The following is a 16,709-nucleotide window of genomic DNA, read 5'->3' on the forward strand; positions in this document are numbered from 1 at the left end:
TCGAGAAAGCCGAGGACACATGACCGTCACCATCGCCGAGATCGCCGTCGAGCCCACCACTCGCACCACGATCGACCGCCGCCCCCGGATCATCCACGTCGGGGTGCGCGCCGCACTGTTCCAGTCCCTGATGATGGCCTGGCGTGGACTGCTCACCTTCCGGCACAGCCCGCAGCTGCTCTACGACGCACTGCTGTTGCCGATCGTCGGGCCGCTGCTGTTCGGCAGCATCTTCGGCACCGCCATCGCGGGCAGTACGCAGGCGTATCTGCCGATCCTGATCCCCGGCGTGCTGGTGCAGATCGTGCTCACCTCCTCGGTCGCCACCGGGGTCCAGCTGTCCGAGGACATCCGGTCGGGAGTGTTCGACCGGTTCGTCGCCATGCCGATCGCCCGCTCGGCGCCGGTCGCGGGCGCCCTGCTGGCCGGGGCGACCCGGTATGTGATCGCGGCGACCACGGTGGTGATCGTCGGGTTCGCCATGGGGTACCGGCCCGATCATCCGGTGGGGTTCGTCGCCGGCGCGGTGTTGGTGGTGCTGGCGACCACCGCGATCAGCTGGCTGTTCGCGTTCATCGGGGTCACGGTGTCGCGCCCGGCCGCGGTGCAGGGCATGTCGATGCTGGTGCTCACCTTCCTGAGTTTCGCCTCCAACGCGCTGGTCCCCGAGGCGGCGATGCCCACCTGGCTGCGGTACGTCTCCGACTACAACCCCGTGTCCTACCTCGTCTCGGCCGTGCGCGCGCTCGCCGAGAACGGGACCGTCGGCGCCGACGCGTGCTGGGCGGTGCTGGCCTCGCTCGTCGTCGCCGCGGTGTTCGCGCCGCTGACCATCCGCACCCTGCGTGCCCGCTGAGGAGCCACCCATGACACTCACCGCACCGCCGACCGCCGCCGCCGTCAACCGGCTCACCGCCGACGACGACCTGTTCCTGAAGCTGCACAGTCTCTACGGCAACGCACTGGTCAACCAGCTGGCCTGGCGGTTCGACGAACCACTCGGCCACGCGCTGCTCGATCGCTTCCACGCCCAGCTCGCCCACGGGTTCCTGGCCCGCCGTGTCCATCGCACCCGGATCCCGTTCGCCCGGCCCTACTGGGTGCCCGCCACCGACGCGCTACCGCTGGGCTGGGACACGATTCCGGTCGCCGACGACGAGATCCTGGACTGGTACTTCGCGCAGAGCCGCGTGGACTTCGATCCCGACACCGGTCGGGTGTGGCGGTTGTCCGCGGCGCCGACGACCTGCGGCGGGACCCTCGTCTCGCTGGTGACCTCGCATGTCGCCTCCGACGGCGGTGCGGTGCTGTTCGCCGTCGGTGACGCGCTCACCCGCCTGCGCGATGGCGAACAGCCGGACCGGACAACGGGTTCCGGCCGTCTCGTCGGCGTAGCCCCACGCGACGCGGTCCGCGCCGACCTCACCGACGCGGGCAGCCAGCTGCGCGCGGTGGCACACGGCATTCGCGGCGCGTTCGCCGCGCGGAAGGTCACCGAGCCCGACCGCACACCGCGTCCAGACGATCCTCGACTGCCCTCGCCGCCCCGGTGGTCGCCCGCGGATCTGGTGGTACAACTCGACCACGACGAGTGGAACGCTGCCGCCGCAACACATTCCGGCACCGCGAACGGGCTGCTGATCGCACTCGGCGCCGGACTGCTCGGACGCAGCGGCCGGGTCGGCGAGAGCGCCGACATCCGCGTCGACATCCCGCACTCGATGCGCACCCCGGACGATCCTCGCGCGAATGCCACGACCGGACTGCCCATTTCGGTGCCCTACCGGCAAGGCAAGCGCGTCGATCTCACCGGAGTCCGTGCCGCGGTGAAGAACGCGGCGCTGGCCTACCGTGATCCCGCGACCACCCCCGCCCTGCAACATCTGCAGCCGGCGCAGATGATCCTGCCGCGCTGGGTCCTGCACCGGTTCGCCCGCACCGCCAAGGCGCCGGAGTGCCTGTGCACCAACCTCGGCGAGACCGCGCAGGGTGTGGCCGACATCGCCGGACATCGCGCTTGCGCGGTACTCATGCGGCCGGTCGTGTGCACCGGCGAGACCGAACTGTTCCGCCGCGTCGAGGTCGGGGTGAACCTGTCGCTGTGCACCGACGGCCACACCATCACCCTGGCCGTGACCGGCGCCGATCCCGACCGCTTCCCCACGCGCGCCGCCCTGCGCGCCCTGCTCACCACCGAGTTGACGAGCTGGGACCTGACACCGCACTACTGGTAGGAATCACGCACCGACGAGACTCCGACCTATCTCGACGACGAGGTCAGGACCTGCTCGCGCGCTGGATGGAGCGCTCGACCAGGCCGCGGATTCCGGGGAGCTGGATCGCCCGGATCATGAGGTCGCGGACCCAGATGTGCGCTTCGGAGCGCGGGGCGTACTGGCTCATTCCCCTGCGCGCCAATGCCTGTCGCTTGCGTACCTCCGGGCGTAGTGCGGCTTCCCAGTGGATCAGCGCGGCGGGGACGTCGTGGTCGTCCAGGGCGGCGCCGAGCCGGTCGGCCCCGGCCAGCGCCAGAGCGGCGCCGTGCCCGGCGAACAGTGTGACGCACCAGGCCGCGTCGCCCAGCAGGACGACCCGGCCCCGGCTCCAGGTGTCCATCACCACCTGACTGACCGAATCGAAGTAGGCAGCGCCCGGATCGGCGGCGAGCTGGTGCAGCGCGGCGGGCACCGCGCCGCCCAGATCGCCGAAGGCCGCGGACAGCGCCGCGACCGGGCCGTCGCGCAGTTCACTCGCCGGATCGTCGTGGCGGTAGGTGAAGAATGCCGAGGCCCGCTGCGGTCCCAGATTGATCACCGCCGCCGTACGGCCCGGTCCGATGAAGGTGGCGGCCGCGGCGTCGGGCACCTCGCCCGGAACGCGGTCGAGCGGGAACGCACCGACGAGGTGGCGCATGTCCACGCGGAACTCGTCCTCGGGGCCGAACACGATGCCCCGGACACCGGAGTGCAGGCCGTCGGCGCCGACGAGCAGCTCGGCCCGCTGCCGCGAGCCGTCACTCAGTCCGATCCGAACCTCGTCCTGGTCCTGGTCGACCGCCTGCACGGTGATGCCGAAGCGGACGGTGACGTCCTCTGGCAATGCCTCGAACAGCGCGGATTCCAGATCGCCGCGAAACACCGTCAGCGCGCGCGGCCCCAGGGCGGCAGTGGCGAACGCGGCGGGCACCGTGAGTTTCTCCCGGCCGTCGGCCCGCACCAGGATCGAGGTGAACATCCCGAGATCGCGCTGCGCCAGCCGTTCGAGCACACCGAGACCCGCCGCGGCGTCGTAGCCACTGCCGAGCAGGTTCACCAGATAGCCGCTGCTGCGCCGTGCGGGGGCACGCTCGACCACCAGCACCTGCCAGCCCGCCCGGTGCAGCCGCAGCGCGGTGGCCAAGCCCGCGATGCCGGCACCCGCGATGACCGCTCGTCGTGTCCGTACCCCGCTGTCGAACACTGTCTCTCCTTCGTTCGAGCCCAGGTATGAGCGTTCGCTCAAACCTAGTATGAGCATGTGCTCATCCTCGGCGCAAGTCACGTAGACTCGAGGATGTGCCAAGAGGAGTCGCGATTCCGGAGATCAGACAGCAACTGTTCGCGGCCGCCGAGCGCGTGACCGTCCGCGACGGGCCAGGTCGGCTCAGCGGCCGGGCCGTGACGGGCGAGGCGGGCGTGGCGACCGGGCTGCTCTATGCCCATTTCGCCGATCTCGACGATTTCCTCGCCGCCTACGCCGTCGACCGCGCCTTCCTGGTCTCCGCCGAGGCCGCCGCGCTGCGCGACCGGGCGGGCCGGGGCAGCGTCGCGGGGAACCTGTGCGGCGCGATCCTGTCGATCCCGGCTCCGACAGTGCTGGCCTCCGCCAGACTCCTCGTCGCCCGCCCCGAACTCACCGAGCGGGTGCACGCGGTACTCGGCGACAAGACGGCCGGCCTGGAGGCGATCGAGAGCGCTGCCACCACCTACCTGGCCGATGAACAACGCCACGACCGGGTCAGCCGGGCCGCCGATCCCGCCGCACTCGCTCTCGCGCTGGTCGGGGTGTTCCATCACCTCGTGCTGACCGAAGACTCCGAAGCCGAGGTCCGCACGCGCACCCGGCGCGCCATCGCCGGACTCGTCGACCCGTTCACCGTGGCGTCGCCCCGGCACGACACGGCCGCCGATCGCGCCGGACGACCAGCACCACCGGCGTGAGGTCGCCGTCGGCGGCGCTGAGTTTCGTCCGTGCCGGGTGCCTGCACCCAGCGACCGTCCGACGGACACCACGGAGTAGACCATGCCGAACACGCCCCGGCCGAATAGCACCGTTGCTGAAGGAAATTGGGTAGTGTAGCCTTACCTAAGCGACGGAGGGGTCTTCGGCGGGACCCACCGAGCGGAAGCAGAAAATCCATGTCACCACGCATCGAATGGCTGCCGCGCACCAAGTGACAGGCCGGCGACTCGTTCGGCCCAGACAGAACTCGGTGCCGATGCGATGGCCTCCACAGAAGGAGCACTTGTGGCAGCGATCCAGGTCACCGATCTCGTCAAGTCATACGGTGAGGTGGTGGCCCTCGACGGTATCTCGTTCGAGGTCGCCCGTGGCGAGATACTCGGCCTACTCGGCCCCAACGGCAGCGGTAAGACCACAACGGTCACCTTGCTGTCCACCCTGCAACGACCCACCTCCGGTAGCGCCCGGATCTGCGGTCACGATGTAGTCGCCGAGGCTGCCCGGGTACGCGAAACCATCTCGCTCACTGGGCAATACGCCGCTCTGGATGAGGGTCTCACCACCGTGGAGAACCTGTCCGTGTTCGGCCGGCTCACCGGTTTACGCGGCCCGGCTCTGCGCACCCGCATCGACGACCTCGTCGAGGAGTTCGACCTCACCACGGTGCGCAACCGGCGGGTCGGTGCCCTTTCCGGCGGAATGCAACGCCGAGTCGATATCGCCAGCGCTCTGGTCACCCGGCCCGAGGTGCTGTTCCTCGACGAACCGACCACCGGCTTGGATCCACGCAGCCGCGCCTCGGTCTGGGACACCGTCGCCGGGCTGCGGCAAGCAGGGATCACAGTCCTGCTGACCACCCAGTATCTGGAGGAAGCCGACCGGCTCGCCGATCGCATCGTGATGCTCGACCGCGGATCGGTGGTTGCCGCCGGCACACCGGGGCAGTTGAAGAAGCAGGTCGGCGCGGCTGTATGCGAAGTGACCCTCGTGGAGCGAACCGATACGGCCCGGGTCATCAGCCTGCTCGACGGCCTGGACCTCGTCGAGTCACCAGCGGAGGGCGCGGCCGCGGGAGCCCAGGCGCATCCGCGACTGGTGGTCCGGGCTCCGCACGCCATGGCGACGGTCGCCGACGTCATCGACCGATTGCACACCGCGGGAATCGACGTGGTCGACATCGGCCTGCGCCAGCCCTCGCTGGACGAGGTGTTCCTCCAACTGACAGAGACGAGCTGATGACGACCGCTGTCGGACACGCACCCACCTCGAGCTCCCCCAGCACCACCATGCCCCGGAGTTCGGTCGGGCTCGTACCGGCCACCGCCACACTCGCCCGCCAGAAGATCTCGGCCGCGATCCGCTCGGGTGATGTCGTCTTCGCAGTCTTCGGGCCGGTCGTGTTCTTCCTCTGCTTCTATACGCCGCTACACCGCCAGTTCGAACTCGGCGGGGGCAACTACGCGCAATTCCTCACCCCGATAATCCTTTTGCAGGCCGGGCTCTTCACCGCCATCACCGCCACCGAGTCCGCCGGACAGGACGCACGAGCCGGTGTGCACGAGCGAATGATGTCGCTGCCGATCCCGCGCGTCGCGCCGTTCTTCGGACGCATGGCCTGGGTGGTGGTGCGGATGGGCCTGACGCTCGGCGGCGGGCTCGCCATCGGCTGCGCCCTGGGCTTCCGGCTCCAGGGCACCATCGTGGAATCGCTTGTCTTCGTCGCTCTCGTCATCGTTTTCGGACTGGCACTGAGCATGGTCACCGATGCGATCGGCACCGTGGCCCGCAATTCGGTGTCGATCGCGAGCGTTCTCATGATTCCGCAGCTGATCCTGGTGATGGCGTCCACCGGCCTGGTCACCGCACCGGCATTCCCCGCCTGGATACAGCCGTTCGTTCGCAATCAGCCGATGTCGGTCTACGCCGACGCTCTCCGGGCGCTCGCCGCGGGCACCGACCTCGAATTCACCGCGGTGGTGCTCTGGTCGGTGGCACTGCTCGCCATCGGCGGTGCGGCAATGGTGATCGCGGGCCGAGCGCAGGTGAAACGATGACGGAGACGATGACAGACGCAGCAAGCTGGCCGGCCCGGCAGGCCGTGCCGGTATTGCGTCAATCGGTCGTCCAGGCGAGTGCGCTGCTGCGTTCCTGGTCGCGTGATCCGGGAATCGTCGTGCAGTCGATAGTTTTTCCTGTCTTCCTGCTGCTGATGTTCCAATTGGTCCTGGGCAAGACCGTGACCTCGATGGGCGGCGGCGACAGCATCTTCGGCAACACCGGTCTGGTGGCGCTGGTGGGTGCGCTGTTCGGCACTCTGGCCACGGCGATCAGCCTCATCCACGAGCGCGACACCGGACTGCTGGCTCGGATGTGGACGCTGCCGGTGCCGCGCCCCGGTTTCCTCGTCGGCCGGCTGCTCGCCGAGGCGGTGCGCACCGGGATAGCCACCGTTGTCCTGTTCGCCGTCGCGATCCCGCTCGGATTCCGGTTCGAGCAGGGTATCGCCGCCGGAATCGGCGCGGTGCTCGTGGCGATGGTGTTCGCGGTCGGTATCGCGGTGCCGGTGATCGCCATGGCAACGGTGGCCTCCGGCCGGCAGGCCGTGCAGCAGCTCAATGGATTCTTTCTCCTGCTGCTGTTCTTCAACGGAGGTTTCGCACCCGTCAGCGAGTATCCGGGCTGGCTCCAGCCGGTGGTCCGGTATCAGCCGATGACACCGGCGATCGATACTGTTCGTGGATTGACCGAGGGCGGTCCGGTGGCGGAGCCACTGGCCATCACGGTGCTCTGGACGGTCGGACTGATCATCGTGTTCGGTCCGGTGGCGTTCCGCGGCTACCGGCATGCCGCAGAACGCCGCTGACCGCACGGCAGCGCGTACCGCTGCCGCGGGCCGTGATCAGTCGCTTTTCATATCACCCGTGGACAGGCGCAGGGTTCCGAGCACGAAGACCACCAGGCACGGCACCGCGAAGTACAGCAGTGATCCGTTCGGGCCGCCGAAGTAGCTGTCGGTGGTACTGAGCTGGCCGACGCCCAGTTCGCCGTTCTTGAACGGCGACAACCGTTGCAGCATGCGCCCCAGGTCGTTGTTGACGAACGTGACGAAAACCTCGATACCGAACTTCCACAGCAGCACGATCATCACCACCAGGCCCGGCTTCGGCAGCAGTGCGGCCAGGCCGAGGCCGAGCGCACAGACCAGCACGGTGAAGATCGGCACGCAGATCAGCAGGCGGATACCGGCGCCGGAGAAGGCATCGACCTCGCCCCATACATCCGGAAACAGGTGTGGAAAGCCGCCCAGCAGAAGAAATGTGGTCGCACCGGCGACCGCACCGGAGAGCAGGCCGAACACGATCAACTTGGCGACGGGCAGCAGCCAGCGGCGCGCCTGGATGCCGGCGACGGTCTCGACGGTCTTGTCCTTGAACTCATTACTGAGCGAGGACACCGCGCCGGACATGAGGATGAAGGTCGAGAAGATCAGCACCCAGTAGGTGGCATTGCTAGTCTCCATTCCGCCGTAACCGTTGATGGTTTCGGCCTGCGATGCTTTGGCGATTCCGAAGTTGAGCGCCACCGGGATCAGGATCGCGAGCGGGACGACCGCGTACCACAGGGAGCTACGCCACGACAGTTTCACGAGTTCGCTGCGGACTGCACGGACCAGATAGCGGGCGAGCATCAGCCTTCACCCCCGCCCGTGGTGTATTCGACGCTGCTCGCGGTGATCTCGAGGTAAGCGGACTCCAGCGGTCGTGTGCCCGAGCCTTGGGCGACCAACTCGTCCTTGCTCGTATCGGACAGCACTTTTCCCTGCCCCATGATGACGATCCGATCTCCGGTGATCTCCACCTCGGTCAGGTTGTGCGAAGCCACCAGCAGGCATGTCCCGTCGGCGGCGAGCCCGGTGACGAGTTCGCGCAGCCACAGCGTGCCCTCGACATCGAGCCCGTTGGCCGGTTCGTCCAGCACCAGCGTGCGCGGATCGCCCAGCAGCGCCGCGGCGATACCGAGCCGCTGCAGCATGCCGTAGGAGAACTTGCCGACCGGACGCTTCGCGACCTTTTCCAGCCCGACCCGTTCCAGCACCCGGCCGACGGCGGCTGCCGGCACGCCGCCCAGGCGGGCCTGCCACAGCAGATGCTGTGTCGCGGTGTGCTGGGGATTGCGGGTGAAAGCGCCAAGGCCGAACCCGATTTCGCGGAGGGTGTCGCGGAAGTCCAGCAGGCCTTTACCGTTGATCGTGAGATTGCCCTCGGTGGGCCGGGTCAGGCCGGCGATCATCCGCAGAACGGTGGTTTTGCCGGCGCCGTTGGGCCCGAGCAGATAGGTGATCGAGCCCGGTTCGGCCTCGAAGCTGACATCGTCTACGGCGACGATGTCGCCGTAGCGTTTGGACAGGCCGCGAATGCTGATCATCGATGGATTCCTGAACGACTGAGTGGCTGGTGGGTGGGCACATACGCAGAACGACTCCCCGTGCGGCCGTGGCGTTGCCGGGGAGTCGTTCCGGAGATCTCTGCGGCTGTCAGTACCCGAAGTCCGGGTTACCCGCGCACTGCATTTCGGCGCAGGTCGCTTTCCAGTCGTACTTCCACAGACCGCCTTCACGGATGAAGTGGTAGGTGGTGGAAGTGGCAGGGAAGCCCGCCATCACGCCCTCGACCCGCACCGACATCGTGTTGCCGGAGATGTTGACACCGCCGACGGCACGGCCCTGGATCGAGAAGAAGTCCATGGTCTGACTGCTCGCCATGACCCGTTCGAGCGCACCGCGCGCCTGCGGGCCGTTGTAGCTGACCTCGAGCTTGGGGCCGACGCCGATGTTCGGGTTCCAGAAGGCAGCGAACTGCCGCTCGAGCTGGCCGAGGTTCGGCACTTCGTCGCGAACGTAGAGGTCGCCGACCTTGCCGTCGCGAATCGACACATCGGCGGCGGCCGGCTGGGCCAAGCCCAGGCCGAGCAGAGCGGCGAAGACGACGGCGGAAACAATCCTGATGAGCCTCGGCATGGGCGATCCCTTCGAGCCAAATGACGAACAAGCCCGGATCTCCGGGCGGACCAACAATATTCCGCAAACGTTAGGCAAGTCAAACCTAACTTGCCACTGGTGGCTCAGACCGGAATAAGGCTCGCGGCCGACGAACGACGCAGCTTGCCCGACGGGGTCTTGGGCAGTGCGCCCTTGTGCACGATCGTGACGACTGCCGGGGCGATGCCGATATCGTCGTAGACCGCCCGCGCCACTTCCCTCCGGATCCGCTCACTCTGCTCGGCGTCCTCGGCGAGATCGGATTCGGCGATCACGGCGATGCCCTCGCGCGCCATCCCGGGCAGGCGCACGGCCAATGCCGCCACGCTGCCGGCGCGCACACCGTCGACTCCGGCCGCCGCACGCTCCACCGTGGTGGGCGCGATATTGCGGCCGGAGACAATGATGATGTCCTTCTGCCGTCCGGTCACCACGGTCTCACCGGTAGCGGTGACGTACCCCAGGTCGCCGGTGGCCAGCCAGCCGTCGGCATCCACGGCCGACACGTAACCATCGGGCAGGAGATACCGCCGGGTCACCGCGTCTCCGCGGACCAGGATCTCGCCGATCCGGTCGGCCGGAAGCGCCGTCCCGGCTCCATCGACCACCTTCAATTCGATCCCGGTGACAGGTGTTCCCAACCGCATCAGCGTTCGCGATGCGCCGACCGAGTCACGCTCGACCACGCCCTCGCCTTCGGACCGTCCGGCATCGATGACATCCACCGAATAGCGTGCGCCGGCATCGGTGAACGATGTGGCAAGGGTCGTCTCGGCCATACCGTAGGCCGGCATCAGAGCCTCCGGACGGAACCCGAACCGTGCTGCCGCATCCAGGAATTCCAGCAGGGTCGCTTCGTCGACGATCTCCGCGCCGTTGATCGCGACCCGTAGGGACGACAGGTCATAGGCGCCCTCGGGCGCCCGGCGCAGCCGCCGGGCGATCAGCGAATAGGCGAAATTGGGCGCCGCCGTGTAGTTTCCATCGAATCGGCCGATCAGCTCCGCCCAGCACAGTGGATTCTTCAGGAACGCGAGCGGCGGAACGACCACCGTTGTCGCTTGCGCGAACAGCGGGGCGAGGAGCAAACCGATCATGCCCATATCGTGGTAGAGCGGCAACCAGCTGACGCCCACCCAGTCGGCGGTGAAGCCTGTCCGGTCCACCATGGCAGCCTGATTCTGATGCAGATTCCGGTAGGAGATCGCCACCGCCTTCGGCACACCGGTGGTGCCGGAGGTCAGCTGCAGGATGGCGGTATCGTCCTCGGCGGTCGGCACAGGCTCGATCGTGTCGGTCCGCTCGGCCAGCTCATCGATGACAACACTCGGCGCACCGAGATCGAGATCTCGCACGGCCTCGGTGAACGGCTCACTCAGCACCACCACCCGGGCGCCCAGCATCTCGATCACCGAACGCGTATCCGTCAGCCAGGTCTCGAGATTCATGCGCGGGGTGGGCTGGTGCAGCATGGTGAACACCGCGCCACGCATCCAGATCGCCTGGACGGCCACGGTGACCTCGTCCGCCGGGCCCGCGAGGATCGCGACGGAGTCACCGGGTTGCACCCCCGCCTCGGCCAATCCGGCGGCGACCCGGCGGGCCGTGGCCCGCAACTGATCCCAGGACCGGAAGGTCAGCTCCGATGCGTCGGGTCCGCTCCACAAGCCGTTGACCTCGGAAACTGGTTCGTCGAAAAGCAACTGGGTGATTCTGCTCATTGGAATTCCATTTCTGCCTGCCGGGTACTTCCGGCCGTGGCGCACTACGCCTCGCCGAGTACCTGGTCGAAGTACTCGACGAAGGTGTCGGCGTACCCCGGCGGCAGGGCCGCGGGGTCCATCACGATGCCGAACGATGTCCGCTTGCCCAGAATCAGCGACGTCACCGAGAACGAGTAACCGGCCAGCGGCGACAGCGCGCTCAGTTCGGTGATCGGTTTCCCGAGTACGGAACGTAGCCTGGAGAATCCGGGGTTGATGCCGATATGGATATCGGGACTCATGTGCTTCATGGCCGCGCTACCGATCACGCGCCGCAGCGCCCACGGCAGCCCGGGTTCGGTCGCCGGCGCCGCGGAAGTCAGTTCGGGGCGGCGCTTCTCGATGCCGGCCAGTTCCGATTTGCATCGCTGAATCTGCCGATCGAGATCGGGAACGTTGCCGGCCAGATTGAACGGCGTGACGATCACGGCGTTGCCGGTGTGCCGGAAATCCGGGTCGTTGGTCACCGGCAGGGTCACCCGCACGACTTCGGCGGGCACCGCACCGGGCGGGGCAAGGCTGATCGCGCGGCCGACGGCGGCGAGCAGGAACTCGTGCACCGAGGCGTCGTGCGCCTTGGCGGCGCGGCGCAGATCTCGGGTGGACGCACTGTACAAGGCGTATTCGCGCCGGCCCGATGTGGTGAGTTTCGGCCAGCTACGGCCGGTCTTTCCGGCCGCGTGCTGTTCGGCGAAGGCAGCCTTCGCTTCCTTCAGGACCCCCGGCTCGATGTCGGGCGTGCGGAACCGGGGGCTGGTCGCGAATCGCTCGAACTCGGCGAGTTCCTCGGCCGTACCGTCGGCCAGCAGTGCGGCGAACGCGGCGCCGGCGATGCCGTCGGACACCGCGTGATGCACTCGTAGCAGGAAGTATTGGGAGCCGTCACCGGCCGGGGTGAACAGCGTGATATGCCACATCGGTTGCGGCCTGGGCAGCGGTGTTTCGAGCAGCGCGGTGACCTGCGTGCTCAACTCCGCCGCGTCAGTGTATTCGGCGGCGGCCAGATGGCTGTCCACATCGACCGTCTCGGCCACCACTTCGCGCGGTCGGCGCCAGCGCCCGTGCTCGATGCCCAGCCGGAACAGTTCGAACAGTCCACTGCGCTCACGCACCCGTTCGCGCACATCGCCCATTTTCAGGTGAGTGCCGTCGGCGGACAGTTCGAGCAGCATCGACCAGTGCATCGGACTGCTCGCGGTGTCCAGGTGCAGGTAGGTGTGATCGGAAGGGGTCAGCTTCATCACCGAGGTGTCTGTCATTGCGTGTCCACTTTCGCGAGTAGAGCCTGGTAGCCGTCCGTGTCGGGCTTCATGGCCGCAGCGACCAACTCCCACAGCACCTCGTCGGTGCCGCCGCCGACGCGCGCCAGTTTCATGTCCCGGAACCAGCGATTCAGTGGAAGCCCGGTGTCGAGGTAGCCGATTCCGCCCCAGATGTGCAGGCACTCCGAGGCCACTTCTTCGCCGAGATTGGCCGCGGTGACTTTGAGCGAGGCGGCGGTACGCAGATTGACACGCCCCTCGGCTGCGACGCCGGCCAAGGCGTGGCGCAGGGTATCGACCCGCGATTGCAGGTCGGCGACGCGTAACCGCAGCGCCTGATGGTCGTAGAGCCGCTGGCCGAACTGGACGCGGTCGTACATCCGGGCCAGCGTCACGCCGAGCATGCGCTCGCAGGACGCGGCGATCTGGCCGGCCACCGAGTAGCGTTCGTGTGCCAGCCCCCAGCTGATCACCGCCAGACCGGTGCCGGGACGCGCGATGAGCGCGTCCTCCGGGATCCAGGTGTCGATGCTCACCGCGGCGGTATCCAGCGGACCGGCGCCGAGCTTGCGGTAGGGCTTGCCGACCTGCACCTGTGATACCGGCACCACGGCCAGCGCGACATTGCCCGATTCGGTCGCCGGTTCGTCGCCGAGGCTGCGCCCGACGACGACGATGTAGTCGGCGATCGGCGAGAGCGAAACGAACTTCTTGTGCCCGACAACCCGATAGCCGCCGCTTTCCGGCTCGATCCGGGTCCGGGCGTTCTGCAGGTCCGAGCCGCCGGATTCCTCCGACGCCCCGATGCACAGCACTTTCTCGACCGCGATCGCCTCCTCGGCGAGTTGCCGCAGGAAATCGGTGCGCCCGAATCGGCGCAGCACGGCGATCGCCGAATCGTGCAGGCTGACCCCGACGCCGATGGCCGCCGAACCGAGCGCGCCCAATTCGCGGGCCAGCGCGAAATGCTCACCGAGGTCGGTGACCTTGCGGTCGTTCCATTTCCGGGCGAACACACCCTGGGCCCCGAGATGTTCGAGCAGGACCCGTGGGAACGTGTTGTCCTGTTCGGCCTGTTCGGTCCACCGGACCACCCGGTCGTCGAAGGCCCGGGCGAGCAGATCGGAATACGAGCCGGCGGGCGCGGCGACTGTCATGCGGTTGCGCCGGATTTGGCGCGGATCAGGTCCTCCAGATCACCGACCGAGGCGGCCTCGGCCATCTCCCGCTCGGTGAGCTTGACGCCCAGGCGCTCTTCGATGGCGACGACGCCGATGGCGAAGGCGACCGAGTCGATGCCGAGGTCCTCGACCAGCAGCGATTCCCGGTCGATGTCGGTGAGCGACAGGTCGAGATCTTCTTCCAGAATGTTGTGCAGCACGTCGCGAATTCGGTCGGACATCTAGAACTCCTCATTCAATGTTCGGTTCCGCCGGCCCGGGGCCGACGTTTCCTCCGGTCGGACCGGAGGGACACCACTGGTGATGCGCGTCCGGCGAACCGGCACGGCGGCCGTGCACGACCCCCGGACGCACAGTGCGAGGCATAGCTGACAAAGGGTGCCGTCCCCCTATTCGACGGCCTCCTCGCCGCTGACCCCGAAGCTGGTGAACGCGGTATTCCGCGGAATGCGATAGACCTCGCGACCGCTCACGGCGTTGAGGATCTTGGCATTGCGCACAGCACCGATGTCCAGGTCCGGCGCGGACACACCGTGGCTGTGTTCCTCGGCATTGGCCACGAACAGCCGGCCCCGCAGCGCGTCGTCGGCGTGCACCGAATGGTTGTTCTCGATCACCAGACGGCCGCGTGAATCACGCCGCAGGTGCTCTTCCAGGGGTTCGAGGAAGTCGGTCCTGCGGTGCCGGTAACCGGTGGCCGCGATAACCAGATCGGTGGTGTGCGCGATCTTCTTTCCGGTGTCTCGGTGCTCACCCCGGACCTGGAGGCGGCCGTCGGGCAGCGTATCGAGCCCCTCGACCGCGACACCGTTGCGCAGCTCAACCGGCTGCGGTTTCTCCAGCAACTGACGTCGGTAGAGCAGATCGTGCAGGCGTTCCAAGGTGTCGGTGGAGATGCCCTTGTGGAACTGCCAGTGCCCGGCCCGCACTCGATCCCGGGTGGCCTCGGGAAGACTGTGGAAGTAGTCCATGTACGCCGGTGTGGTCATCTCCAAGGACAGCTTGGTGAAATCCAGTGGCGCGAACCACGGGGTCCGGGTCCACCAGCGCACAGCCGGACCGCCGCGCAGATTCTCTTCGAGCAGGTCGACGACGATTTCGGCGCCGGACTGACCGGAGCCGATCACGGTGACGGCCTCCGCGCGATGAGCGGTATCGCGGTGGTACAGGTAGTGCGCGCTGTGTACCAGTGCGGAGGAGCCGGTCGACAGCGCCTGCGGAATGGACGGTTCGGTACCCACACCGACCACCACATGCTGCGCGTACAGCGTCGAGGTGGTGCCGAAACCTGACATCGACACCTCGAAGTGCCCGCGTTCGCCATCCCAGCGCACCGCGTCGACGGTGGTGCCGAACCGCAGTGAGTCCAGCTTCCCGGCGGCCCACAGCAGGTACGCCTCGTACTCGCGCCGGGTCGGGAACCAGTCCTCACGCACCAGGAACGGGTACAACCGGTCGACGTCGGCCAGATAGGCCAAAAACGACAGCGGGTGCGTCGGGTCGACCAGCGAGACCAGATCGGACAGGAAGCTGACCTGTAGTTTCGCCTCGTCGAACAGGAGGCCGGGATGCCAGCGGAATTCCTCGGCGGAGTCCACCACGAGGATGTCGAGGCCGTCGACCGTCGAGGCCATGGCCGCCAACGACAGGTTGAACGGCCCGCAGCCGACTCCCAGAACGTCGACTTTGCGGATGTCACTCATGGATCTTCACCATCTCGCCGTGGCTGCTACGCAGACCTTCGGATTCCACTTCCAGCCCGACACGCAACAACTCATCGAACAGGGCATCGATGTCCTGCTCGGTGGTCTCCGGGTTGAGCAGGGTCAGCTTCACGCAGGTACGGGGCTCGCCCGCACCGTGGAAGCGCACCTGGGTACGCCCGATGAGCGCCTTACCGGAGCTGATCAGGCGACGGCGCAGTTCCCCGTTCACCTGATCGTGGTCCAGATCCTCGCAGCGGTAGCGGAACACGACCGTGGTCATGGTGACCGGTGCGACGAGCTCGAGCTGCGGCTCGTTCGCGATACGGCGCTCGGCATGACGGGCGAGATCGTGGCAGGTGTCGAGCATCTCCCCCAACCCGGTGCGGCCGTAGGCGAGAAAGGTGGCAAGCACCTTCAGCACATCAGGGCGACGAGTGGTCTGCAAGGTCTGGCCGAGCAGGCCACCGAAGCCGGCCTCGACATCGTCGTCCGGGTTGAGGTAGGCCACCGACCGGTTCAGCGAGGAGAATCGGTGCTGATCGGCGAGCAGCAGCACACTGGCGGCGGCCGGCTGCCAGCCGACCTTGTGCAGGTCCAGTGTCACCGAATCCGCCCGTTCGAGGCCGGTGAGCAGACCGGCCAGCTTGTCGGAGAACAGTGTGCCGAAGCCGTATGCGGCATCGACGTGCATCCAGACATCGTGGCGCGCCGCGATGTCGGCGATCTCGGGCAACGGATCGACGGAACCGAAATCGGTGGTGCCTGCCGTGGCCACGATCGCGACCGGGGTGTGGCTGTCGGCGAGTCCGGTGAGCAGCTCGTCGAGTGCCTCCGGGATCATCCGGTGCGCGGAATCGACCGGAACTCCGATCGCCGCGCTTTCTCCGAGACCGAGTGCCGCGCACGCGCGGTGGACGGAGAAATGCGCGATCTGCGAACACAGCACCACCGGGCGGGGCAGACCGCTCACGCCGTTGCTGCGGGTATCGATGCCGAGCCGGGCGGCGCAGTGGTCACGAGCGATCAGCAGCGCGAGCAGATTCGAGTAGGAGCCGCCCGGGCCGAAGACGCCACCGGACCTTTCGGTGAAACCGGCCAGCTTGGCCAATGCGCTGATGGTCCAGTTCTCGATGGCCAGTGTCGCCGGCCCCGAATCATAGGTATCCAGCGATGCGTTGGTGGCGCTGGCCAGCGCATCGGCGATCACCGCCACCCGCAGCGAGGGTGGCTGCAGGTGCGCCGTCGCATGCCGGTGGGTGAGGTCCAGGCCGTAGGCGGCGATCAGTTCGGCCACCCGGTTCAGCGCCGCGTCCTCTCCGGCCCCGTGGTCGGGAACCTGCTCCGGGCCCAGTTGCTCGGCCACGGCCTCGAGCACTTCGGCCGGGTTTCCCCAGGGCAGCGGTGCGCCGTGATGCCGGGATTCGACCGGACCGGCCAACTGCGCGAGGCCGTGGCCGATGGCCGTCCACCCGTCTCCCGGGTTGGCGAACTTGGATCTCTGCCTTCGTGGGAATGCGATTTTCTCTGACACGGGTAGC

At 67.5% G+C, this 16,709-nt stretch carries 16 protein-coding genes; 6 read left to right on the plus strand and 10 right to left on the minus strand.

The annotated features are described in order from the left end of the window. The first annotated feature begins 19 nt into the window (after positions 1–19). Both BOX37_RS17170 and BOX37_RS17175 read left to right on the plus strand, forming a co-directional pair. Positions 20–856 (plus strand): ABC transporter permease, encoded by an 837-nt coding sequence (locus tag BOX37_RS17170; RefSeq protein ID WP_071928542.1) that lies wholly within the window; start codon positions 20–22, stop codon positions 854–856. A gap of 10 nt (positions 857–866) precedes the next feature. After that, the gene (locus BOX37_RS17175; protein ID WP_071928543.1) at positions 867–2,234 is read left to right on the plus strand and encodes a hypothetical protein; all 1,368 of its coding nucleotides are present in this window, start codon (positions 867–869) and stop codon (positions 2,232–2,234) included. Positions 2,235–2,277: 43 nt separating this feature from the next. On the opposite strand, the gene BOX37_RS17180 is transcribed toward BOX37_RS17175, so the two are convergent. Further along, complete coding sequence (locus BOX37_RS17180) at positions 2,278–3,459, minus strand: FAD-dependent oxidoreductase (protein ID WP_071928544.1); 1,182 nt, start codon at positions 3,457–3,459, stop codon at positions 2,278–2,280. 95 nt (positions 3,460–3,554) lie between these two features. Here BOX37_RS17180 and BOX37_RS17185 point away from each other — a divergent pair, with 95 nt between their 5' ends. The 4 genes from BOX37_RS17185 to BOX37_RS17200 all read left to right on the plus strand — a co-directional run bounded on the left by BOX37_RS17185 (position 3,555) and on the right by BOX37_RS17200 (position 7,084). Further along, positions 3,555–4,199 (plus strand): TetR/AcrR family transcriptional regulator, encoded by a 645-nt coding sequence (locus BOX37_RS17185; RefSeq protein WP_071928545.1) that lies wholly within the window; start codon positions 3,555–3,557, stop codon positions 4,197–4,199. Between the two features lie 283 nt (positions 4,200–4,482). Beyond that, positions 4,483–5,457, plus strand: coding sequence for an ATP-binding cassette domain-containing protein (locus BOX37_RS17190; RefSeq protein ID WP_071928546.1), 975 nt, complete (start codon positions 4,483–4,485; stop codon positions 5,455–5,457). Further along, entirely contained in the window at positions 5,457–6,275 is an 819-nt protein-coding gene (locus BOX37_RS17195; protein ID WP_071928547.1) for an ABC transporter permease, read from the plus strand. Before BOX37_RS17190 ends, BOX37_RS17195 begins: the two co-directional genes overlap by 1 nt. 8 nt (positions 6,276–6,283) lie before the next feature. Beyond that, positions 6,284–7,084 carry an ABC transporter permease gene (locus tag BOX37_RS17200; RefSeq protein ID WP_240504906.1) on the plus strand — a complete coding sequence of 267 codons (801 nt, stop codon included), beginning with the start codon at positions 6,284–6,286 and terminating at the stop codon, positions 7,082–7,084. Positions 7,085–7,120: 36 nt separating this feature from the next. Here BOX37_RS17200 and BOX37_RS17205 read toward each other — a convergent pair whose 3' ends face one another. The 9 genes from BOX37_RS17205 to BOX37_RS17245 all read right to left on the minus strand — a co-directional run bounded on the left by BOX37_RS17205 (position 7,121) and on the right by BOX37_RS17245 (position 16,702). Beyond that, positions 7,121–7,909, minus strand: a complete 789-nt coding sequence (locus BOX37_RS17205; protein WP_071928549.1) for an ABC transporter permease — start codon at positions 7,907–7,909, stop codon at positions 7,121–7,123. Further along, the gene (locus BOX37_RS17210; protein WP_071928550.1) at positions 7,909–8,646 is read right to left on the minus strand and encodes an ABC transporter ATP-binding protein; all 738 of its coding nucleotides are present in this window, start codon (positions 8,644–8,646) and stop codon (positions 7,909–7,911) included. The genes BOX37_RS17205 and BOX37_RS17210 overlap by 1 nt, the downstream gene beginning before the upstream one ends. A 109-nt stretch (positions 8,647–8,755) precedes the next feature. Continuing rightward, positions 8,756–9,238: an MTB12 C-terminal domain-containing protein gene (locus BOX37_RS17215; protein ID WP_071928551.1), complete on the minus strand. Its 483-nt coding sequence runs from the start codon at positions 9,236–9,238 to the stop codon at positions 8,756–8,758. A gap of 104 nt (positions 9,239–9,342) precedes the next feature. Next, positions 9,343–10,980, minus strand: coding sequence for a long-chain-fatty-acid--CoA ligase (locus tag BOX37_RS17220; RefSeq protein ID WP_071928552.1), 1,638 nt, complete (start codon positions 10,978–10,980; stop codon positions 9,343–9,345). A gap of 44 nt (positions 10,981–11,024) precedes the next feature. Further along, positions 11,025–12,281, minus strand: a complete 1,257-nt coding sequence (locus tag BOX37_RS17225) for a wax ester/triacylglycerol synthase domain-containing protein (RefSeq protein WP_206045669.1) — start codon at positions 12,279–12,281, stop codon at positions 11,025–11,027. Further along, positions 12,278–13,441, minus strand: a complete 1,164-nt coding sequence (locus BOX37_RS17230; RefSeq protein ID WP_071928553.1) for an acyl-CoA dehydrogenase family protein — start codon at positions 13,439–13,441, stop codon at positions 12,278–12,280. The genes BOX37_RS17225 and BOX37_RS17230 overlap by 4 nt, the downstream gene beginning before the upstream one ends. Beyond that, positions 13,438–13,686: an acyl carrier protein gene (locus BOX37_RS17235; RefSeq protein ID WP_071928554.1), complete on the minus strand. Its 249-nt coding sequence runs from the start codon at positions 13,684–13,686 to the stop codon at positions 13,438–13,440. Before BOX37_RS17235 ends, BOX37_RS17230 begins: the two co-directional genes overlap by 4 nt. A 168-nt stretch (positions 13,687–13,854) precedes the next feature. Beyond that, complete coding sequence (locus tag BOX37_RS17240) at positions 13,855–15,168, minus strand: lysine N(6)-hydroxylase/L-ornithine N(5)-oxygenase family protein (RefSeq protein WP_071928555.1); 1,314 nt, start codon at positions 15,166–15,168, stop codon at positions 13,855–13,857. Beyond that, positions 15,161–16,702, minus strand: a complete 1,542-nt coding sequence (locus BOX37_RS17245; protein ID WP_071928556.1) for a pyridoxal phosphate-dependent decarboxylase family protein — start codon at positions 16,700–16,702, stop codon at positions 15,161–15,163. The genes BOX37_RS17240 and BOX37_RS17245 overlap by 8 nt, the downstream gene beginning before the upstream one ends. Between the last annotated feature and the right edge of the window lie 7 nt (positions 16,703–16,709).

This window comes from Nocardia mangyaensis, assembly GCF_001886715.1.
In the GTDB taxonomy this organism is placed as follows: Bacteria; Actinomycetota; Actinomycetes; order Mycobacteriales; family Mycobacteriaceae; genus Nocardia; species Nocardia mangyaensis.

What these genes read in the sequence shown, in the direction of transcription:
- BOX37_RS17170 (WP_071928542.1), top strand. Translation starts at nt 20, where the DNA reads ATGACCGTCACCATCGCCGAGATCGCCGTCGAGCCCACCACTCGCACC.
- BOX37_RS17175 (WP_071928543.1), top strand. Translation starts at nt 867, where the DNA reads ATGACACTCACCGCACCGCCGACCGCCGCCGCCGTCAACCGGCTCACC.
- BOX37_RS17190 (WP_071928546.1), top strand. Translation starts at nt 4,483, where the DNA reads ATGGCCTCCACAGAAGGAGCACTTGTGGCAGCGATCCAGGTCACCGAT.
- BOX37_RS17195 (WP_071928547.1), top strand. Translation starts at nt 5,457, where the DNA reads ATGACGACCGCTGTCGGACACGCACCCACCTCGAGCTCCCCCAGCACC.
- BOX37_RS17200 (WP_240504906.1), top strand. Translation starts at nt 6,284, where the DNA reads ATGACAGACGCAGCAAGCTGGCCGGCCCGGCAGGCCGTGCCGGTATTG.
- BOX37_RS17205 (WP_071928549.1), bottom strand. Translation starts at nt 7,909, where the DNA reads ATGCTCGCCCGCTATCTGGTCCGTGCAGTCCGCAGCGAACTCGTGAAA.
- BOX37_RS17210 (WP_071928550.1), bottom strand. Translation starts at nt 8,646, where the DNA reads ATGATCAGCATTCGCGGCCTGTCCAAACGCTACGGCGACATCGTCGCC.
- BOX37_RS17215 (WP_071928551.1), bottom strand. Translation starts at nt 9,238, where the DNA reads ATGCCGAGGCTCATCAGGATTGTTTCCGCCGTCGTCTTCGCCGCTCTG.
- BOX37_RS17220 (WP_071928552.1), bottom strand. Translation starts at nt 10,980, where the DNA reads ATGAGCAGAATCACCCAGTTGCTTTTCGACGAACCAGTTTCCGAGGTC.
- BOX37_RS17225 (WP_206045669.1), bottom strand. Translation starts at nt 12,281, where the DNA reads ATGACAGACACCTCGGTGATGAAGCTGACCCCTTCCGATCACACCTAC.
- BOX37_RS17230 (WP_071928553.1), bottom strand. Translation starts at nt 13,441, where the DNA reads ATGACAGTCGCCGCGCCCGCCGGCTCGTATTCCGATCTGCTCGCCCGG.
- BOX37_RS17235 (WP_071928554.1), bottom strand. Translation starts at nt 13,686, where the DNA reads ATGTCCGACCGAATTCGCGACGTGCTGCACAACATTCTGGAAGAAGAT.
- BOX37_RS17240 (WP_071928555.1), bottom strand. Translation starts at nt 15,168, where the DNA reads ATGAGTGACATCCGCAAAGTCGACGTTCTGGGAGTCGGCTGCGGGCCG.